The organism is Pseudonocardia yuanmonensis (assembly GCF_039542425.1).
In the GTDB taxonomy this organism is placed as follows: Bacteria; Actinomycetota; Actinomycetes; order Mycobacteriales; family Pseudonocardiaceae; genus Pseudonocardia; species Pseudonocardia yuanmonensis.
On sequence record NZ_BAABIC010000001.1, the window covers coordinates 409,142 to 428,720 of the forward strand.

General features: G+C 74.1%; 14 protein-coding genes. 6 read left to right on the forward strand and 8 right to left on the reverse strand.

Features of this window, described 5'->3' with window-relative positions; translation table 11 throughout:
- Window positions 1-23: 23 nt before the first annotated feature.
- From ABD990_RS01845 to ABD990_RS01855, 3 genes are all read right to left on the reverse strand, one after another.
- Entirely contained in the window at window positions 24-3,914 is a 3,891-nt protein-coding gene (locus ABD990_RS01845) for an ABC transporter ATP-binding protein (RefSeq protein WP_345377856.1), read from the reverse strand.
- A 68-nt stretch (window positions 3,915-3,982) separates the two neighbouring features.
- A complete protein-coding gene (locus ABD990_RS01850; RefSeq protein WP_345377857.1) occupies window positions 3,983-4,840 on the reverse strand; it encodes a hypothetical protein in 858 nt (285 codons plus the stop codon).
- Window positions 4,837-5,745, reverse strand: coding sequence for an ATP-binding cassette domain-containing protein (locus ABD990_RS01855; RefSeq protein ID WP_345377858.1), 909 nt, complete (start codon window positions 5,743-5,745; stop codon window positions 4,837-4,839). The genes ABD990_RS01850 and ABD990_RS01855 overlap by 4 nt, the downstream gene beginning before the upstream one ends.
- 166 nt (window positions 5,746-5,911) lie before the next feature.
- Here ABD990_RS01855 and ABD990_RS01860 point away from each other — a divergent pair, with 166 nt between their 5' ends.
- The 5 genes from ABD990_RS01860 (at window position 5,912) to ABD990_RS01880 (ending at window position 13,662) form a co-directional block, all read left to right on the forward strand.
- Window positions 5,912-7,501, forward strand: coding sequence for a long-chain-fatty-acid--CoA ligase (locus ABD990_RS01860; RefSeq protein WP_345377859.1), 1,590 nt, complete (start codon window positions 5,912-5,914; stop codon window positions 7,499-7,501).
- Between the two features lie 31 nt (window positions 7,502-7,532).
- Window positions 7,533-8,564: an LLM class F420-dependent oxidoreductase gene (locus ABD990_RS01865; protein ID WP_345377860.1), complete on the forward strand. Its 1,032-nt coding sequence runs from the start codon at window positions 7,533-7,535 to the stop codon at window positions 8,562-8,564.
- Window positions 8,565-8,642: 78 nt separating this feature from the next.
- Window positions 8,643-9,464 carry a hypothetical protein gene (locus ABD990_RS01870; RefSeq protein WP_345377861.1) on the forward strand — a complete coding sequence of 274 codons (822 nt, stop codon included), beginning with the start codon at window positions 8,643-8,645 and terminating at the stop codon, window positions 9,462-9,464.
- 130 nt (window positions 9,465-9,594) lie between these two features.
- The gene (locus ABD990_RS01875; RefSeq protein ID WP_345377862.1) at window positions 9,595-13,476 is read left to right on the forward strand and encodes a multifunctional oxoglutarate decarboxylase/oxoglutarate dehydrogenase thiamine pyrophosphate-binding subunit/dihydrolipoyllysine-residue succinyltransferase subunit; all 3,882 of its coding nucleotides are present in this window, start codon (window positions 9,595-9,597) and stop codon (window positions 13,474-13,476) included.
- A 12-nt stretch (window positions 13,477-13,488) separates the two neighbouring features.
- The gene (locus ABD990_RS01880; RefSeq protein ID WP_197040876.1) at window positions 13,489-13,662 is read left to right on the forward strand and encodes a DUF6104 family protein; all 174 of its coding nucleotides are present in this window, start codon (window positions 13,489-13,491) and stop codon (window positions 13,660-13,662) included.
- Window positions 13,663-13,664: 2 nt separating this feature from the next.
- On the opposite strand, the gene ABD990_RS01885 is transcribed toward ABD990_RS01880, so the two are convergent.
- The 4 genes from ABD990_RS01885 to ABD990_RS01900 are packed head-to-tail and all read right to left on the reverse strand — an operon-like array spanning window position 13,665 to window position 17,314.
- Entirely contained in the window at window positions 13,665-14,042 is a 378-nt protein-coding gene (locus ABD990_RS01885; RefSeq protein ID WP_345377863.1) for a hypothetical protein, read from the reverse strand.
- Window positions 14,039-16,774, reverse strand: a complete 2,736-nt coding sequence (locus ABD990_RS01890; RefSeq protein WP_345377864.1) for an FtsK/SpoIIIE domain-containing protein — start codon at window positions 16,772-16,774, stop codon at window positions 14,039-14,041. Before ABD990_RS01890 ends, ABD990_RS01885 begins: the two co-directional genes overlap by 4 nt.
- 2 nt (window positions 16,775-16,776) lie before the next feature.
- Window positions 16,777-17,025 carry a hypothetical protein gene (locus ABD990_RS01895; RefSeq protein WP_345377865.1) on the reverse strand — a complete coding sequence of 83 codons (249 nt, stop codon included), beginning with the start codon at window positions 17,023-17,025 and terminating at the stop codon, window positions 16,777-16,779.
- A gap of 28 nt (window positions 17,026-17,053) precedes the next feature.
- A complete protein-coding gene (locus ABD990_RS01900) occupies window positions 17,054-17,314 on the reverse strand; it encodes a hypothetical protein (protein ID WP_037053182.1) in 261 nt (86 codons plus the stop codon).
- A gap of 182 nt (window positions 17,315-17,496) precedes the next feature.
- On the opposite strand from ABD990_RS01900, the gene ABD990_RS01905 reads away from it, so the two are divergent.
- Window positions 17,497-18,798: an Nramp family divalent metal transporter gene (locus ABD990_RS01905; protein ID WP_345377866.1), complete on the forward strand. Its 1,302-nt coding sequence runs from the start codon at window positions 17,497-17,499 to the stop codon at window positions 18,796-18,798.
- Window positions 18,799-18,802: 4 nt separating this feature from the next.
- Here ABD990_RS01905 and ABD990_RS01910 read toward each other — a convergent pair whose 3' ends face one another.
- A complete protein-coding gene (locus ABD990_RS01910; protein WP_345377867.1) occupies window positions 18,803-19,471 on the reverse strand; it encodes a DUF5134 domain-containing protein in 669 nt (222 codons plus the stop codon).
- Window positions 19,472-19,579: the final 108 nt, after the last annotated feature.

Here is a 19,579-nt window from a genome sequence, read left to right on the forward strand (position 1 = left end):
CGTTACGCGTGCCGCACGGTCCCTCAGGCCGAGCGGACGGCGGACAGGTCCTCGATCTCGGCGTCGGCCGCGGGCTCCAGCTCCCCGGCACGCCACAGCGCGGCGTACCGACCGTCCGCCGCGAGCAGCTCGGCGTGCGGCCCCTCCTCGACGATCCGCCCGCCGTGCAGCACGACGATCCGGTCCGACGCCGCCGCCGTGGCCAGCCGGTGCGCCACGACGAACGCGGTGCGACGCGCGGTCAGCCGGTCGCCGGCCGCGAGCACCGCCGCCTCCGTGGCCGGGTCGAGCGCCGCGGTGGCCTCGTCGAAGATCAGCAGGTCCGGGTCGACGAGCTCGGCGCGGGCGAGCGCGACGAGCTGGCGCTGCCCCGCGGACAGCCCCTGCCCGCGCTCGCCCACGGCGGTCCGGAACCCGTTCGGCAACGCGCGGATCATCTCCAGCGCGCCGACGGCCCGGGCCGCCGCCTCGATCTCCGCCTCGGTGGCGTCCGGCCGGCCGTAGGCGATGTTGGCCGCGACGTCCCCGGTGAACAGGTGCGGCTCCTGCGGCACGAACCCGAGCCGGCGGCGGTACCCCTCGAGCGGGTAGCGCCGCACGTCGACCCCGTCGACGAGCAGGGCGCCCTCGCCGACGTCGTAGAACCGCGCGAGCAGCTTGACCATGGTCGACTTGCCCGCGCCGGTGGCGCCGACCAGCGCGATCGTCTCGCCGGGGCGCACCCGCAGGTCCACCTCGGCGAGCGCCGGCCGCTCGACGCCCGGGTAGCGGAAGGTGACCCCGCGCAGCTCCACCTCGCCCCCCAGCCGCCCGGGGACTGCGGCCGCGTCCGACTCGGGCGCGGCCGGCACCGAGGTCGGGGTGCGCAGCAGGTCCGCGATGCGCAGCAGGCCGATGCGGGCCTGCTGGTAGCCGTCGAACACCTGGGACAGCTGCTGCACCGGGGAGAAGAACAGCCCGAGGTAGAGCAGGAACGCGGTGAGCACGCCGGGCGTGAGGTCGCCCGCGGCCACCCGTGCGGCGCCGACGCCGAGCACCGCGGCCTGCGCGACGTCCGACAGGAAGGCGACGCCGGGGAAGTAGGTCGCGATGTAGCGCTGGGCACGGATGCGGGTGCGCCGGTAGGCGTCGCTGCGCGCGCCGAACGCCTCGGCGCTGCGCTCCTCCCGGACGAACGCCTGCGCCACCCGCACGCCGGTCACGTTCTCCTGCATGTCCGCGTTGACGACGCTGACCCGCTCCCGCGCCTCCGCGTACGCCCGGGACGACAACCGCCGGAACACCACGGTGGCCACGAGCAGGACCGGCAGCACCGCGAGCGCCACCAGGGCCAGCTCCGCGTCGGTGACCAGCAGCGCGACCGCCACGCCGACGAGGGTGAGCAGGCTGACCACGGCCTGGGCGAGCCCGGTCTGCAGGAACGTCGACAACGCGTCGACGTCCGTGGTCATCCGGGTCATGATCCGCCCGGACAGCTCCCGCTCGTAGTAGTCCAGCCCGAGCCGCTGCAGGTGCGCGTAGCTGCGGGTGCGCAGCAGGTAGAGCAGGCTCTCGCCGGCCCGCGCGGTGACGACGGTCTGGAACGCGACCACCACGGCGTCGGCCAGCACGATCCCGATCCCGATCAGCGTCGCGATCAGCAGGATCCGCGTGGAGCCCGCGGTGATGCCGCCGTCGACCGCGAACCGGGCGACGGACGGGAAGGCCAGGGTGGCCAGCGCGTCGAGTGCGACGAGGGTCATGCCCAGCGCGAGCGTCCACCGCACCGGCCCGAGCAGGCGGGCCAGGCGGAAGCCCGGGTCCGGCGCGGTCGGGTCCACCCCGCCCAGCCGCGGGGTCTCGGTCGCGGGTCTCAGCTTCGCGACGGCCTCGAGGAGCTCCGGGGTGGCGGCGATCCCGCCGACCATGCCCGACGCGCCCGGCCCCGACCGGCCGGGCGGGCCGCCCGAGCCCGTGCCCGCCTGCGCCGCCGCGGCGCGCACCGCCCGGTCCGACTCCACCTCGGTGACCGGGGCCGCCGCCCACAGCTCGGGGGTGACGCCGCCGGTCGGCACCGCCACCGCCGGCGCGGCCGCCGGCAGGGGGACCGCCTCGAGCTCCGGATCCGGGGCGGCGAGGCCGTCCGCGGCCGGGTCCCCGTCGACGTCGGCGGCCGCCTCCGCCCCCGTGGCCAGCAGCTCGCGGAACAGCGCGCACCGCCCGCGCAGCTCGTCCTCGGTGCCGACGTCGACGACCCGGCCGGCCTCGAGCACCGCGATCCGGTCGGCGAGGGCGAGGGTGGAGCGCCGGTGGGCGACGAGGATCGTGGTCCGCCCCGCGGTGAGCTCGCGCAGGGCCTCGTGGATCGCCGACTCGGTGGTGGTGTCGACGGCGGAGGTCGCGTCGTCGAGCACCAGGACGCGGGGATCGGTGAGCAGCGCGCGGGCCAGCGCGATCCGCTGCCGCTGGCCGCCGGAGAGCGTGAGCCCGCGCTCGCCGACCTGCGTGTCGTAGCCCTCGGGCAGCGCCTCGACGAACGCGGCGACCTGCGCCGCCGCCGCGGCGGCCCGGATCTCCTCCTCGCTCGCGTCCGGCCGGCCGTAGGCGATGTTGGCGCGGATGGTGTCGGAGAAGAGGAAGGCCTCCTCGAACACCACGCCCAGCTCGGCGCGCAGGTCCCGCAGCCGCAGCTCCCGGACGTCGACGCCGCCGATCCGCACCGCCCCGTCCCACGGGTCGTAGAAGCGCGGCAGCAGCAACGCGACCGTGGACTTGCCGGAGCCCGCGGTGCCGACCACGGCGAGGGTCTCCCCCGGCTCGGCGCGCAGGGACACCCCGTCGAGCACCGGCCGGCCGGGCTCGTAGCCGAACCGCACCCCGTCGAGCTCCACCCCGACCGGGCCGGCGGGCAGCGCCTTCGGTGCGGGCGGGTCCTGCACGTCCGGCTCCGCGTCGACCAGGTCGTACACCCGCTCGACGCCGGCCCGCGCCAGCTGCGCGCTGACGACCAGCGAGCCGACCAGCCGGGCCGGCCCGACGAGCTGGGCGACGTAGGTGGTGAAGGCCAGGAAGGTGCCCAGCGAGATCGATCCGCGCAACGCCATCAGGCCGCCGATGCCGATCACCGCGACCTGGCCGAGCGTGGGCAGCGCGAGGAGCACCGGGTTGAGCCGGGCCGTCATCCGCGCGGCACGCATCCGCTCGCCGAACAGCCGCCGGGCCAGCCCCTCGAGGGTGCCGACCTCGCGGGTCTCCTGGCCGAAGCCCTTGACCACGCGGACGCCGGTGACGGTCTCCTCGACCTGCTGCGCCACGTCCGCCGCGCGCTGCTGCGCCGACCAGGTGGCCGGGAAGAGCGAGCGCCGCGTGCGGCTGGTGATGTAGGCCGCGAGCGGCAGCATGATCAGCGACACGACGGTGAGCAGCGGGGACAGCCACAGCATCGCGGCGACCGAGGCGACCACCAGCGCGACCGTGCCCGCGGCGAGCGGCACCATCGACAGCAGCGACTGCACCTGCTGCAGGTCGGTGATCGCCCGCGAGGCGACCTGGCCGGTGCGCAGCGCGTCCTGCCGGCGCCCGTCGAGCCGCTGGACGGCGGCGAACACCTGGCGGCGCAGGTCGTGCTGCACGTCGAGCGCCATCCGCCCGGCCAGGTAGCGGCGCAGGAAGGAGGCGGTGAAGCGGACGACCGCCAGCCCCAGGATCGCCAGCACGATCGGGAGCAGCACGTCCGTGACGCCCCGCACCGCGTCGTCGACCGCGACCCGGGTGAGCAGCGGACCCGCCGCGTCGAGGCTGACCCCGAGCACCGACGCGACGAGCGCGCCGATCGTGACCCCGCGGTGCCGCAGGCACTCGCGGGTGAGCCGGCGCAGCCATCCGGTGGGCCGGGTGCCCTGGTCGGGCGGGGTGGTGGGGAGCGGGTCGGGCACGGATCCAGGTTAGGACGCGGGTCCGACACTCCGCCGCCCGACGACGTCCGCCCTGGTCGGCGTGGGTCTCAGGTCACGTCGCGGCGCCCGCCGACCACCCACGCGACCGCCAGGCCCGCCCCGGTCCACACGACGAGCACGAGCAGCGCGCCCCAGCCCGGCGGCGGCGCGGCGACTCCGGCGAGCCCCTCCACGACCGACGGCGCGTACCGGCCGCCGAGCTCGCGGGCGGGCAGGTCGTAGAGGGCGACGTCCCCGGCGTTGGCCGGCAGGAGCGAGGTGACCCGGGCGGCCGCGCCCGGCGCCTCCCCCTCCTCGGTGCCCGACCGCAGGACCAGCGAGACCAGGTTCTCGGCCGCCAGCACGTAGACGAGCAGCGCCACGACCGCGCCCGCCTGGTTGACGACCAGGGTCCCGAGCGCGACCCCGAGGACCGACCACAACGCGCACACGAGGATCCCGGCGCCGCTCAGCGACACGATCCCGCCGACGGACGGCAGCGGCGCCGCCCCCTGCCCCAGCAGCCCGGCCAGCAGCCCGAGCACGATCGCGAGCAGCGCGTACGCGGCCCCGACGCCGGCCGCCACGGCGGCCTTCGCCAGCAGGGTCGGCACCCGCCCGGCCAGCAGGTAGGTCGTGCTCACGGTGCGGTGCCGGAACTCCGCGGTGGCCAGGACCACGCCGTGCAGCGCGGCGAAGACCGTGCTCAGCGACAGCGCGTAGGCCAGCGAGGCCAGCAGGATCCCGGGGATGCCGTCGTCGCCGGCGACCCCGGCGACGGCCGAGCTGAACAGCCCGCCGAAGAGGTTGACCATCACCGCGAGCAGGCCCACCGGGATCGCGAGCGCCCACCAGGTGCGCACCGACAGCGCCTTGAGCGCCTCGGCCCGCAGGACGCCGGTGCCGGGCAGCAGGTCGGCCCTCATGCCACGCCTCCCCCGGTCAGCCGCAGGAACATCGCCTCGAGGTCCGCGCGCTCCTCGGTCAGCCCGTAGACCGCGACCCCGGCGGCGAGCGCGGTGTCGCCGACGAGCACCGCGTCGGCGGCGACGGCGAGCCCGCCGTCGGCGACGTGGTCGATCTCCAGCACCCCCCGGGCGGCGAGCGCCTCGGCCAGCCGGACGGGATCGGAGCAGCGGACCCGGACCGCGGGCCGGCCCTGCAGCCCGTCGGCCGCGCCCTGGTAGACGCAGGTGCCCGAGGAGATCACCACGAGCCGGTCCGCGGTCTGCGCGATCTCCGCGAGCTGGTGGCTGGACACGAGCACGGTCCGCCCGGAGCGCGCGAAGCCGCGCAGGAACTCCCGCAGCCAGGCGATGCCCTGCGGGTCGAGGCCGTTGCCCGGCTCGTCGAGGACGAGGATCCGCGGGTCGCCGAGCAGCGCGGCGGCCAGGGCGAGCCGCTGGGCCATCCCGAGCGAGAAGCCGCCCGCGGGCCGGTCGGCGGCGTCGACGAGCCCGACGAGCGCGAGCACCTCGCCGACCCGCTCCTCCCCGACCCCGATCGCCGAGGCGCACACCTGCAGGTGCCGGCGGGCGCTGCGGCCGGGGTGGACGCCCTGCGCCTCCAGCATCGCGCCGACCACCCGGCCCGGCGCCGCCAGCTCGGCGTACGGCGCACCCTCGACCACCGCCGAGCCGGCGGTCGGGGTGACCAGCCCGAGGATCGCGCGCAGCGTCGTCGTCTTGCCCGAGCCGTTGGGGCCCAGGAAGCCGGTCACCGCGCCCGGCCCGACCGTGAACGACAGCCCGCGCACGGCCTCGACCGTGCCGAACCGCTTGGCCAGGCCGGTCACCTCGATCCGGCCGCTGCCGTCGGGTTCGCGTCCCACACCTCTCCTCACGCCTGCCGGACCCCATCCTGCCCCCGGTTCCCGCACGTCGGGCCCTGGGGTGCGGCCGTACCGTTCGTCCCTCGATTCCGGGTTGTCCCGACGCTAGAGTGACGGCCGCCGTGATCCACCTCACGCCCCGCAACCCCGTCCCGCAGGAGCACCGATGACGCTGTCCCCCGACCGACCCGCCGCCCCCGCAGGAGCCCCGACGGACGTCCCGGGCCTGCTCGCGCGCTGGGCCGCCGAGCGGCCCGACGCCGAGGCGCTGCGGTTCGCCGAGGTGCGCCGGACCTGGGCCGAGCTCGACGAGCGGGTGCGCCGGCTGGCCGCCGCGCTGCGGGCCGAGGGCGTCGGCGCCGGCGACCGGGTCGCCGTGCTCGACCTGAACCACCCCTCCTGCCTGGAGATGACCCTGGCCTGCGCGCGGATCGGGGCGGCCAACGCCGTCGTCAACTTCCGGCTGGCGCCGCCGGAGATCGTCTACGTGCTCAACGACGCCGGCGCCGCGTTGCTGCTGGTCGGGCCGGAGTTCGCGCAGGCGGCCGAGGCGGTGCGGGACAAGGCGCCGACGCTGCGCCGCCTGGTGCGGGTCGGCGGGCCGGACGACGAGTACGAGGCCTGGCTCGCCGCCCACGAACCCGAGCAGGGCCCGGCCGAGGTCGATCCGGACGCCTGCTTCGTACAGCTCTACACGTCCGGCACGACCGGGTTCCCGAAGGGCGTGATGCTCACCCACCGGGCGATGCTGGCCCACTCGTCGAACGTGGCCGAGACCTTCGAGGTGGACCACGACGCCGTCGTCCAGGTGGCGATGCCGCTGTTCCACGTCGGCGGCACGAGCTACGCGCTGCTCGCGATCCACTTCGGCGCCCGGATGGTGATGCTGCGCGTCCCCGACCCGGCCGCGGTCGTCGAGCAACTGGAGGGCGAGCGGATCACGCACACCTTCCTGGTCCCCGCGCTGCTCGCCGCGGTCGCCCAGGTACCGGGCGTCGCCGAGCGGGACCTCTCCGCGATCGAGGTGCTCTCCTACGGGGCGTCGCCGATACCGCTGCCGGTCATGCGGGCCTGCCTGCCGCTGTTCCCCGGCCGGATGCACCAGGTCTACGGCATGACCGAGGCGTGCGGCGTGGTCACCGCGCTCGGAGCCGCCGACCACGAGGACCCGTCCGTGGCGCACCGGCTGGTGTCGGCCGGCACGCCGATCCACGGCGTCGAGATCGAGGTCCGCGACCCCGCCACCGGCGAGCCGGTGCCGACCGGCGAGCCCGGCGAGATCTGGGTCCGCACCGCACAGCTGATGAAGGGGTACTGGCAGCAGCCCGAGGCCACCGCGGCCGCGATCACGCCCGACGGCTGGCTGCGCTCCGGCGACGGCGGCCACCTCGACGCCGACGGCTACGTCTACGTGACCGACCGGGTCAAGGACATGATCGTCAGCGGCGGGGAGAACGTGTACCCGGCCGAGATCGAGCGCGTGCTGGCCGAGTACCCGGGGATCGCCGACGTGGCGGTGATCGGCGTGCCGGACGAGCGGTGGGGCGAGGTGCCCCGGGCGGTCGTCGTCGCGGCGGCCGGGACGGAGCTCGACGAGGAGGCCGTGCTCGCGTACTGCCGCGAGCACCTGGCCTCGTACAAGTGCCCCAAGGGCTTGGACGTCGTGACGGAGCTGCCCCGCAACCCCACCGGCAAGATCCTCAAGAAGGACCTGCGGGCCCCCTTCTGGGCGGGACGGGAGCGCCGGACGGTGTGAACCCGGGCGCTGATGTGACAGTCTCACTGTCGTGAAGCTCTCGACCCAGCTGCCGTACAGCGACGACCCGGTGGCGGGCGCGGCCCGCATCGTCGAGCTCGAGAAGGTCGGGCTCGACGTCGTGTGGGTCGCCGAGGCCTACAGCTTCGACGCGGTGTCCCTCATGGGCTACCTCGCCGCCCGCACGGAGCGGATCGAGATCGGCTCGGGGATCCTGCCGATCTACAGCCGCACCCCGACGCTCACGGCGATGACCGCCGCGGGCCTCGACGCGCTGTCCGGCGGCCGGGCGATCCTCGGGCTCGGCACCTCGGGGCCGCAGGTGATCGAGGGCTTCCACGGCGTGCCGTTCGACAAGCCGATCGGGCGGACCCGGGAGGTCATCGAGATCTGCCGGGCCGTCTGGCGGCGCGAGCGCATCGAGCACGAGGGCATCTACACGATCCCGGTCCCCGAGGGCCGGGGCACCGGGCTCGGCAAGCCGCTCAAGCTGATCAACCACCCGCGGCGGCCGGACATCCCGATCTGGATCGCGGCGCTGGGCGACAAGAACGTCGAGATGACGGCCGAGCTCGCCGAGGGCTGGCTGCCGCACGCCGTCGTCCCCGAGCGGATGCAGCAGGCGTTCGGCGAGCCGCTGGCCGCAGGTCTGGCCAAGCGCTCGCCCGAGCTCGGGCCGCTGCAGATGACCGGCGGCGGCTTCCTCGCGATCGAGGAGGAGATGTGGGAGCCGGCCCGGCAGGCTGCGCGGGCGATGTTCGCGCTCTACGTCGGCGGCATGGGCGCGCGCGGGAAGAACTTCTACAACACCGTGATGCAGCGCCAGGGCTGGCCGGACGCGGCGCGGCTCGTCCAGGACCTGTACCTCGACGGGCGCAAGGAGGAGGCGGCGGCCGCGCTGCCCGACGAGTTCATCGACCGGTCGACGCTCATCGGCCCGCCCTCGTTCGTCAAGGAGCGGATCGCGGCGCTGCACGAGGTCGGCGTCACGCACCTGCAGGTCAACCCGATCACGAACGACGCACCCAAGATCCTCGCCCAGGTGCGGGAGTGGCTGCCCTGAGCCACCGCTGACCAGCCCGCGGTCACGCGAACCGGGGGTGGCGTCACGGGCCGTGTCGGGCCCGTTCCACAATGCCGGGTGAACCTGCCGACCCCCGGGAGCTGCGTGGTGCCCGACCTGCCCGTGCGCACGTCCGACGAACCGATGGAACCGGACCAGTACCGGTACATCGCGACGCACGCGTGGTGGATGGGCACGTTCATGGGCCCCGACCCGGCCGAGCCGGTGCACGTGCACCTGTCCGAGCACCTGCTCCAGCAGTGGACGCCGGCCGTCCAGGACGCGGACTGGCTGCTCGACCGGGAGCTCACCGGGCGGATCACCTGGCTCGCCGGCTCCGGCGAGAAGGCCGACGAGGCCGGGTTCGACCTGCGGGACGCCTGGCCCACCGGCCGGTTCCGCGCCAAGTACGGCGACTTCTACGCCGAGCTGCACGACACCACCCCGACCCGGCCCGCGGGGAACTGGGCCACGCCCACCCCGGAGTTCCTGGCCCTGCTGCCCCGCGAGCCCGGCGAGCTGCTCGCCCGGCTGCTGGCGGACGCGCCGCCGCGGCGCACCTACACCGGCCCCTTCCGCAGCGCCGTCGACGCGCTGCGCACGTGCTCGGTCCCGGCCGACCTGCGCGCGCCGCTCTACGCCGCGCTGCTCGAGCTCCCGGCCGTCTCGCTCGTCGACGAGGTCAAGGACCTCGACGGCAACCTCTGCCTCGCCCTGGTGCACGACGCCGGGCCCACCCGCACCGAGCTGCTCGTCGACCCGGTCGACGGGCAGTACGCCGGCGAGCGGGACACCCTGCGGCGCGACTCCTCGTGCGGGCTGGTCGAGGGCACGGTGATCGCGGAGACCTCCGTGCGCACCGCCGTGGTGCCCGCGATCGGCGCCCTCCCGGTTTTCTGACCGGGCCGGACGGGCACCCGTCGGACGGACGTCACAGCGCCGTACCGGCACCCTCCCCGGGAGGACTACCCTGGGAGGGCGGTCATCGGCGACTGAAGAGCTTCAAGCGAACCAAGGCGGTTGAGAGCGCGTGTCCACCAGCAGTACGACCGGCCATACCGGCGAATTCGGGGCCAACCAGTTCGGCCCGAACGAGTGGCTCGTCGAAGAGATGTACCAGCGGTTCCTCGAGGACCCCTCGACCGTCGACCCGGCCTGGCACGACTTCTTCGCCGACTACAAGACCGGCGGCTCGCTGTCCGGCGCCGCGCCCGCCGAGGACAGCCCGACCGCGCAGGGCGAGGCCGAGCGCGCGGAGGCCCAGCAGGCCGACCGCGACGCCGCCGCCGCGGCGAGGACCGCCACCACCACCGACTCCTCGCCGGGCGCCACGGACGCCGACCCCGCCGCGGCCCCCGACCGCACCGCCCCCACCACCAACGGCTCCTCTCGCACCGGAAAGCAGGACGTGCCCCCCGCCAGCACACCCACCACCAGTCCCGCCGAGCCGACCGAGGTCCGCCGCGCCGGCGACCGCGCCGCGAGCAACGGCTCCGCCACCGCCGCCAAGCCGGCCGCCGGCACCACCTCGAAGGCCGCCAAGCCCGCCGCCGAGAGCCGGGACGAGGTCCTGCCGATCCGCGGCGCGGCCAACGCCGTCGTCAAGAACATGAACGCCTCGCTCGCCGTGCCCACGGCGACGAGCGTGCGCGCGGTCCCGGCGAAGCTGCTCGCCGACAACCGCATCGTCATCAACAACCAGCTCAAGCGCACCCGCGGCGGCAAGATCTCCTTCACCCACCTCATCGGCTACGCCCTGGTGAAGGCGCTGGCGGACTTCCCGGTGATGAACCGGCACTTCGCCGAGACGGACGGCAAGCCCACCGTCGTCCAGCCCGAGCACGTCAACCTCGGCCTGGCGATCGACCTGCCCGGCCGCAACGGGCAGCGCTCGCTCGTCGTGGTGTCGATCAAGGGCTGCGAGCGGATGTCCTTCGCGCAGTTCTGGTCCGCCTACGAGGGCATGGTCCACAAGGCCCGCACCGGCAGCCTGCAGGCCGAGGACTTCCAGGGCACCACGATCTCGCTGACCAACCCGGGCACCCTCGGCACCAACCACTCGGTGCCGCGGTTGATGCAGGGGCAGGGCGCGATCATCGGCGTGGGAGCCATGGAGTACCCGGCCGAGTTCCAGGGCGCCTCCGAGGAGCGGCTCGCGCAGATCGGCGTCAGCAAGATCATCACGTTGACCTCGACCTACGACCACCGGATCATCCAGGGCGCCGAGTCCGGCGACTTCCTCCGCCGGGTGCACCGCCTGCTGCTGGGCGACGACGGCTTCTACGACGACGTCTTCACCTCGCTGCGGGTGCCGTACGAGCCGGTCCGCTGGGTGCAGGACTTCCCCGAGGGCGAGGTCGACAAGACCGCGCGCGTCCTCGAGCTGATCGAGTCCTACCGCACCCGCGGCCACCTGATGGCCGACACGGACCCGCTGAACTACCGCCAGCGCCGGCACCCCGACCTCGACGTGCTGTCCCACGGCCTGACCCTGTGGGACCTCGACCGCGACTTCGCCGTCGGCGGGTTCGGCGGCGAGGCGCACATGAAGCTGCGGGACGTCCTCGGCCTGCTGCGGGACTCCTACTGCCGCACCGTCGGCACGGAGTACATGCACATCGCCGACCCCGAGCAGCGCGCCTGGCTGCAGGAGCGCATCGAGGTGCCGCACCAGAAGCCCTCGGTCGTCGAGCAGAAGTACATCCTCTCGAAGCTCAACGCCGCCGAGGCGTTCGAGACCTTCCTGCAGACCAAGTACGTCGGGCAGAAGCGGTTCTCGCTGGAGGGCGGCGAGACCGTCATCCCGCTGCTCGACGCCGTGCTGGACAAGGCCGCCGAGAACGAGCTCGACGAGGTCGTCATCGGCATGCCGCACCGCGGCCGGCTCAACGTGCTGGCCAACATCGTCGGCAAGCCGATCAGCCAGATCTTCCGCGAGTTCGAGGGCAACCTCGACCCGGGCCAGGCGCACGGCTCCGGCGACGTCAAGTACCACCTGGGCGCCGAGGGCAAGTACTTCCGGATGTTCGGCGACGGCGAGACGGTCGTGTCGCTGGCCTCGAACCCGTCGCACCTGGAGGCCGTGGACCCGGTCCTCGAGGGCATCGTCCGCGCCAAGCAGGACCTGCTCGACAAGGGCGACGGCGGCTTCACCGTCCTGCCGATCATGATGCACGGCGACGCGGCCTTCGCCGGCCAGGGCGTCGTGGCGGAGACCCTGAACCTCGCCCTGCTGCGCGGCTACCGCACCGGCGGCACCGTGCACGTCGTGGTGAACAACCAGGTCGGGTTCACCACCGCGCCCGAGCACTCGCGCTCGTCGCAGTACTGCACGGACGTGGCGAAGATGATCGGCGCGCCGGTCTTCCATGTGAACGGCGACGACCCCGAGGCCTGCGTCTGGGTGGCCAAGCTGGCCGTCGAGTACCGGCAGCGGTGGAACAACGACGTCGTGATCGACATGATCTGCTACCGCCGCCGCGGCCACAACGAGGGCGACGACCCCTCGATGACCCAGCCGGCGATGTACGACGTGATCGACGCCAAGCGCTCGGTGCGCAAGATCTACACCGAGTCCCTGATCGGCCGGGGCGACATCACCATGGAGGAGGCCGAGCACGCGCTCAAGGACTTCTCCAACCAGCTCGAGCACGTGTTCAACGAGGTCCGCGAGCTGGAGAAGACCCCGCCGGCCGTCTCCACCTCGGTCGAGAAGGAACAGCTCGTGCCGACCGGCCTGGACACCTCGATCCCGCTCGAGGTCGTGCACCGGGTCGGCGACGTGCACGACCAGCTGCCCGAGGGCTTCACCCCGCACCAGCGCGTCAAGCCGGTGCTGGCCAAGCGCAAGAAGATGTCCCGCGAGGGCGACATCGACTGGGCCTTCGGCGAGCTGCTCGCCTTCGGCTCGCTGGCGATGGACGGCAAGCTGATCCGGCTCTCCGGCCAGGACTCGCGGCGCGGCACGTTCGTGCAGCGGCACTCGGTGCTCATCGACCGGAAGACCGGCGAGGAGTACTACCCGCTGCGCAACCTGGCCGAGGGCCAGGGCCGGTTCCTGCCCTACGACTCGGCGCTGTCGGAGTTCGCGGCGGTCGGCTTCGAGTACGGCTACTCGGTCGCCAACCCGGACGCGCTGGTCATGTGGGAGGCGCAGTTCGGCGACTTCGTCAACGGCGCCCAGTCGATCATCGATGAGTTCATCTCGTCCGGTGAGGCGAAGTGGGGCCAGTTCTCGGACGTCGTGCTGCTGCTGCCGCACGGCCTCGAGGGCCAGGGCCCGGACCACAGCTCCGGCCGCATCGAGCGGTTCCTGCAGCTGTGCGCCGAGGGCTCGATGACGGTCGCGCTGCCCTCCGAGCCGGCGAACTACTTCCACCTGCTGCGCCGGCACGCGCTCGACGGCGTCCGCCGCCCGCTCGTCGTCTTCACCCCGAAGTCGATGCTGCGGAACAAGGCCGTGGTCTCGCCGATCTCGGACTTCACCGGCGGCCGCTTCCGCCCGGTGATCGACGACCCGGAGTTCCGCTCCGCGGACGGCGCCGCCACCTCGGTCAAGAAGGTCCTGCTGTGCAGCGGCAAGATCTTCTGGGAGCTGCACCAGCAGCGGCAGAAGCGCGAGATCACCGACACGGCGATCGTGCGCGTCGAGCAGCTGTACCCGGTGCCGGACCGCCAGCTGGCCTCGATCCTGGAGCGCTACCCGAACGCCCGGGACATCCGCTGGGTCCAGGAGGAGCCGGCCAACCAGGGCGCCTGGCCGCACATGGGCCTCGAGCTGCCGGACAAGCTGCCGGAGCGGCTCTCGCGCCTCAAGCGGGTCAGCCGCCGCCGGATGGCCGCGCCGGCCGCCGGGTCGTCGAAGGTGCACGAGGTCGAGCAGCGCGAGCTGATCGACAAGGCCTTCGCCTGATCCCGTAGGGCGATGTACTTCACCGACCGGGGCATCGAGGAACTGGTCGAACGCCGAGGGGACGAGGCGGTCAGCGTCGAGTGGCTGGCCGCCCGTCTCCGGGCCTTCGTCGACTCCCACCCGGCCTACGAGGACGCCGTCGAACGCCTCGCCACCTTCCTCGCCCGGGACGACGAGGACGACTGACCTCAGCGGCGGAAGCCGAAGCGGCGGCGGGCGACCAGGTCCAGGAGCTCCGTGTAGGTCTGCTCGACCTCGCGCAGGTAGCGGTCGAGCCGCGCGGGGTCGGCGTCGAGGTCCGGGCGGGGGAAGGGGCGGACCGTCATCCACGGCTCCGCCCACAGCGCCTCGAGCACCGACTCCCAGTGCAGTTCCACGGAGAACCGGGTCAGGGCGGCACGCTCCCCGGCCCGCTGCATGCGGTCGTCGAAGCGGCCCAGGGCCTCCTCCAGGCGGGTCGCGCGGACCTCGTCCTGCCGGCGGACGGCGCCGACCACGGAGTCGATCCCGCTCGCGATCCGGCGGTACGCGACGGCCGGGGACTCCGGCTCCTCCGCGGTGCTCATGCACCCTCCTCCAGCGGTCCCGGCACGATCACGACCTCGGGCCGCGCGTGCGTGGCGCGGTCGAAGAACAGGCCCCGGCCCGGGCGCGGCGCCCAGGTCGTGCCCAGCCCCGGCGCGAGGGCCCCCAGTTCGGAGCCCTGGACGTCCAGCCCGATCCAGGCACCGACGTCGTCGACCCCGGCCGACAGGGTCAGCAGCTGCCGCAGCCGGGTCGCCGAGCGCCACCACCCCACCACGTGCAGGCCCACCTCCGGCCCGAACCGCAGGACCGTGCGCAGCGCCTCCGTGCCGGACCGCTCGAGCAGCGGATCGGCGGTGTCGGCGCCGAGCAGCAGCACGAACACCGGCCGCCGGTCCCCGCTCGCGACCCGCTCCTTCACCTCGCGCGCCAGGTCCTCGATCCGGGCGCGGATCCCGTCGAGCCCGACCGTCTCGACCTCGCGCCCCGCCAGGGCCGCGGCCGGCAGCCCCCCGACCAGCGGCGCGACGACGAACCGGGCCTCCGGCGGCGCCGTCGCGGCCAGCGAGGCCGCCGCGGCGCCCATGACCCGCAACCCCTCGCCCGACGCCGACGCGAGGACGGCGACGTTGCGGCCCGGCGCGTCCGGCAGCTCGACGGCGGCGGCGCTGCCCGCCATGTCGATCACCTGCCCGAGCAGGGCCCGGGGCGTTCCACCCGCGGGCAGCCCGGCGAGCAGGTCCCGGACCGCGGGTGACCGGGCGCCGTCGAACAGCCGGGGCGGCGGGCCGGCGTAGCGCTCGTACGCCGCACGCTGCACCTCGTCGAGGTCCGACCCCGCGCCGGCGTCGGGGATCCGCGCGATCTCGTTGCCGTGCCCGATCCCCGACTCGTGGTTGACGATCGCGTGCCAGCGGGGCAGGGCGAGCGCGGCGTCGTTGAGGTTGGCCAGCACGCGCCGCGCCCGGGGCAGCGCGATCCGCAGCACGAACTGCTCGAAGATCGCGGGACGACCCCAGAACGCCTCGATGCCGGAGACGTCCTGGCTGGCGAACACGAGGTGGATGCCCTGCGAGCGGCCACGCCGGGCGACGTCCTCGAGCAGCGCCGTGGCCTGCCTGGTGACCTGGTCCTTCTCCGCGAACAGGTACTGGAACTCGTCGACCACCGCGACGATCCGCGGCCAGTGCCCCTGCGGATCCGCCCGGCGCAGCTCCTCGAGCTTGGTCACCTCGAAGGACTTGGCCGCCTCGGCGCGCCGGCGCATCTCGTCGGCGAGGAACTGCAGCAGCGCCAGCCCGAACTCGCGGTCGGTGTTGACGTTGATCCCGATCAGCCGGGCGTGCGGCAGCCAGCTCGCGTCCCGCCGGCCGGGCGCGAACTGGGCGAAGGACACGCCCTCCTTGAAGTCCAGCAGGTAGAAGTGCAGCTCGTCCGGCCCGTACCGCGCGGCCATCGACCCGATCATGGCGAGCAGCAGGTTGGTCTTGCCCGAGCCGCTCGGACCGCCGATCAACGCGTGCGGGGAGGCGTCGTCGAGCGCCAGCTCCACGTGCATGCCGTCCGTGAAGCCGATCGGGGCACGGACCCCGGACCGCGACGACTGCGTCCCCTCCCGGTCCTGCGGCAGCAAGTCGGCGAAGGTGGAGACCTTGGCCCGCCAGGCCTCGTGCGCGCGGCTGATCGCGCTGCACGCGTCCGTGACCTGCTGGCGGGGCAACGGGGGGTCCGGGTCCACCCGCACGTGGGGGCCGGTCATCGAGCACCGCACGCCCGCGCGGGTGAACCGCACGGTCTCGACGGTCGCGGCGACCGTCACCGGGACGTCCAGCATCACGAGGTGGATGCCGCAGGCCAGGCCGCTGCGGGCGATCCGCTGCAGCTGCCGCTGCTGGTCCTCGGGCAGCGCGGTCCGGTTGCCCGCCAGGACCACCACGACCCACGGCTCGCTGCGCCGGCCCTCGTGCGCGGCGTGCGCCCGCAGCGAGGGGAAGCCGCCGACGAGCACCCGGCTGTGCACCTTGCGGATCCGCTCGGACAGCTCGTCGAGCAGGTCGCCGAGGCGGTTGGGGTCGTGCGAGGTGACCAGGCCGGTGCGCGCGAGCGGGTAGAGCGCGGGCATCAGCCCGTACTGGCCGACGTCCCACACGTCGACGGTCAGGATCCCCGGCCGGAAGCACGCGAGCATGCGCATGAGCAGCTGCTCGACCAGGGCCTCGGCGGCGGGCCGGGACTCCGGCACCGAGTCGATGCGCAGGTGCGCCTCGTCGAGCAGGGGCACCGCGACCGGGAACGCGTCCCCGATGTCCAGGTGCCCGGCGCCGATCCGCCACAGCTCCGGGTAGTCCTTCACGCCCTCGTTGCGCAGCAGCTCCGGACCCGACGCCGTGGGGTCGGCGGCGCCGACCACCTCGTCCAGCCAGGCGGTCCCGCGCGCCCCTGCCGGCCCGTGCGCGGCGTCGGCCACGACGTCGGCGAGCGCCCGCGGCCCGTCCGGCAGCCAGCCCGACAGCCCCGCGCGGTGGTCGCGCTCGGCCCGCTCGACGGCCGCGGCGAGCAGGGCGGACCGGAACGCCGGCGCCATCGACGGGTCCGCCCGCACGGCCGCGACGCCCTCGCGGCGCAGCCACAGCTCGAACATGGCCTCGGCCTGCGCGCGGACGGCCGCCTCGCGCTGCAGCTCGGCCGCGCCGAGCGCACGCGCCACGGCCGCGTGGAACGCGTCGAACGCGGCGCTGACGCGCTCGCGCCGCGACCTCCTCCCGGGTGCCACGGCTAGAGCCGACCGCCCAGGTCGGCGATCGCGTCGCCCGCCAGGCCCACCGTCGCCACCAGCTCGTCGACCTCCTCACGCGCCTTCTGCATCGCCGCCACCGGCAGGTCCGCGCCGGTGCGCTCGGTGAGCTCGGCCAGCAGCGCGGCGGCCTCGCCCAGCCGCTCGGCGGCGCGCGCGGCGTGGGCGCGGGCCTCACCGGTGGCGCCGCCGACGCCCTCCAGTGCGGCGCGCAGCTCGGCGATGCTCACGGGGTGCTCCTCCGGCCGGGCACCGGTGCTACAGCCGGGCGGCGACGCCCTCGGCCGCCTCGATCGCCGCGTTGATGGCCTGCTGCACGTCGTCGATCTTGCTGGCCGCCTCGGCGTAGTACGCGTTGGCCTGCTCGACGTCGCTCTGCGAGCTGCCCTCGGTCACCTGCTGCAGGGCCCGCTGGGCCTCCTCGATGCTCGAGCGCGCCTGGTCCAGCGCGCCCATGCTCTCGGAGGCCTTGTCGTTGGCCTGCGCGATGCCGTCCCTGACCTCTTCGATGCTCGCCACGGCCGCTTCTCGCCTCTCTCGTTGAACCCGCTACGACGGTAACGGCGGAAACCTACAGTCTGCACGCGGGCACGATCGGTGAGCCCGCGCACGCACCGCCCCCGTCCGGCGCTGCGGGACGGAGCGGACATCCCTACCGTTCCCCGTACGGGGTCAGCGCAGTCGCCGAGCGGGAGGTCGCCGTGAGCACACACCAGGGAACCGACCGGACCGCGGAGCTCACGCCACCCGTCGGCGTCGGCGCCAAGGTCCGCCAGGTCGGCCCCGGCCTGCTCGCCGCCGCGACCGGCGTCGGCGCGGGCGACCTCGTGGCGACGATGGTCGCCGGCGCCCGCTTCGGCACCGTGCTGCTCTGGGCGGCGATCCTCGGCACCGTGCTCAAGCTCGCGCTGGGCGAGGGCGTCGGGCGCTGGCACCTGGCGTCCGGCACGACCCTGCTCGACGGCTGGCGGCGGCTCGGGCGGTGGGCGACCGTCTTCTTCGGGGTCTACATCGTCATCTGGGGCTTCGTGTACGGCGCGACGGCGATGTCCGCGGTCGGGCTGCCGCTCAACGCCCTGTTCGGCGGGTTGTCGGTGCGGTACTGGGCGATGATCGCCGGCGTCGTCGGGCTGGCGCTGGTGTGGACGCAGCGCTACGCCTTCTTCGAGAAGTTCATGACGGTGCTGGTGCTGATCAAGTTCTGCACCGTCGTCGCCGTCGCCGTGCTGGTCGCGCCCGACCTGGGCAACCTCGCCTCCGGGCTGGTCCCGCGGCTGCCGGAGGGCTCGACGATCTACGTCCTCGGCCTGATCGGCGGCGTCGGCGGCACCATCACGATGGCCGCCTACGGCTACTGGATGTTCGCCAAGGGCTGGCGGGGCACCGGCTGGCTGTCGATGATGCGGCTGGACAACGCCGTCGGCTACGTCATGACCGGCATCTTCGTCATCGCGATGATGATCGTCGGCTCCACGCTGTTGTTCGGGCAGAACCTCACCGAGTCCGACAGCGGCCTGCTCGTGCTGGGCACCGCGCTCGACGAGCGCTACGGCGCCTGGGCCCGGATCCTCTTCCTGGTCGGGTTCCTGGCCGTCACCTCGACCTCCCTGCTCGGCGTGTGGAACGGCGTGTCGTTCATGTTCGCCGACTGGACCCGCGCGATCCGGATGCCGCACGGCAAGGAGGCGGAGACCGGCCCGAGCATCGAGCGGTTCGCCTCCGGCGAGGCGGAGCGGTCCCTGCCCTTCCGGGGCTACCTGCTGTGGCTGACGCTCCCGCCGATGGCCCTGCTCTTCATCGACAAACCCTTCGGCCTGACGCTCGTCTACGGCGTGCTCGGCTCGGTCTTCATGCCGTTCCTGGCCATCACGCTGCTGCTGCTGCTCAACTCGAAGCGGATCAGCGGGCAGGGCCGCTCGGGGTGGCTGTCGAACCTGTTTCTCGGCGCCGCGTCCGTGCTCTTCCTCGCCCTGCTCGTGACGGACGTGGTCAACCGGTTCTGATCCCCTAGATCATCCCGAGCAGCATCACGGCCATCGACCCGGCCATGACGAGGTGGGCGACGGCGGCGGCCTGCGGGGCGCGCAGCGCGCCGAGCCGGCCCTCGACGCGGCCCTCCCCGTGGCCGCACCCCGCCGTGTCCGCCGCGCTGGGCGCGATCTCGACCGGCACCCCGGCAGGGAGGGGCTCCCCGAGCGCGATGCGCGCCCGCCGCGCCGCGGCGAACCGGTCCCCGCAGCGCATGACGTGCCACGCGAAGTAGCCCGCCAGCACGATCGCGACGACCGAGGTCCAGGCGCCGGGCCCACCCGGGGCGGCCGCGTGGTGCGCGTGCCCGCCCCCGGACGCCGCCGTCTCCTCCAGGCCGAGGGACAGCATGAACAGCATCGCGACGCCGCACACGACGTGGTGGCCCGCGTCGTCCGCCGCGGGGCCGGCGCGCAGGGCGAGGGCCGCGAACCAGGCCGCGCTCAGCCCGAACGCCGCGATCCAGGCCACCGACGGGAGCGGGTCGCCGACGGGCGAGAACATCGCCGCCATCCCGAAGCCCATCACGGCGTGCGCGGCCTCCCCGGCGACCGGGCGGCCGTCGCGGCGCGCGGTGGCGAGCCGGACGAGGTGCAGCAGCCCGAGGCCGAGCGACACACAGGCGAGGAGGGCGTTGAACCAGGCCATGAACGGTCGACTCCCTCGCGCACGTCAACTCATCGGTCGTCCGGAGCCTAGGCAGAACGGAGCAGCGGAATCCATACCGTGCACGGGTACCCACGCGGGGTGACGACC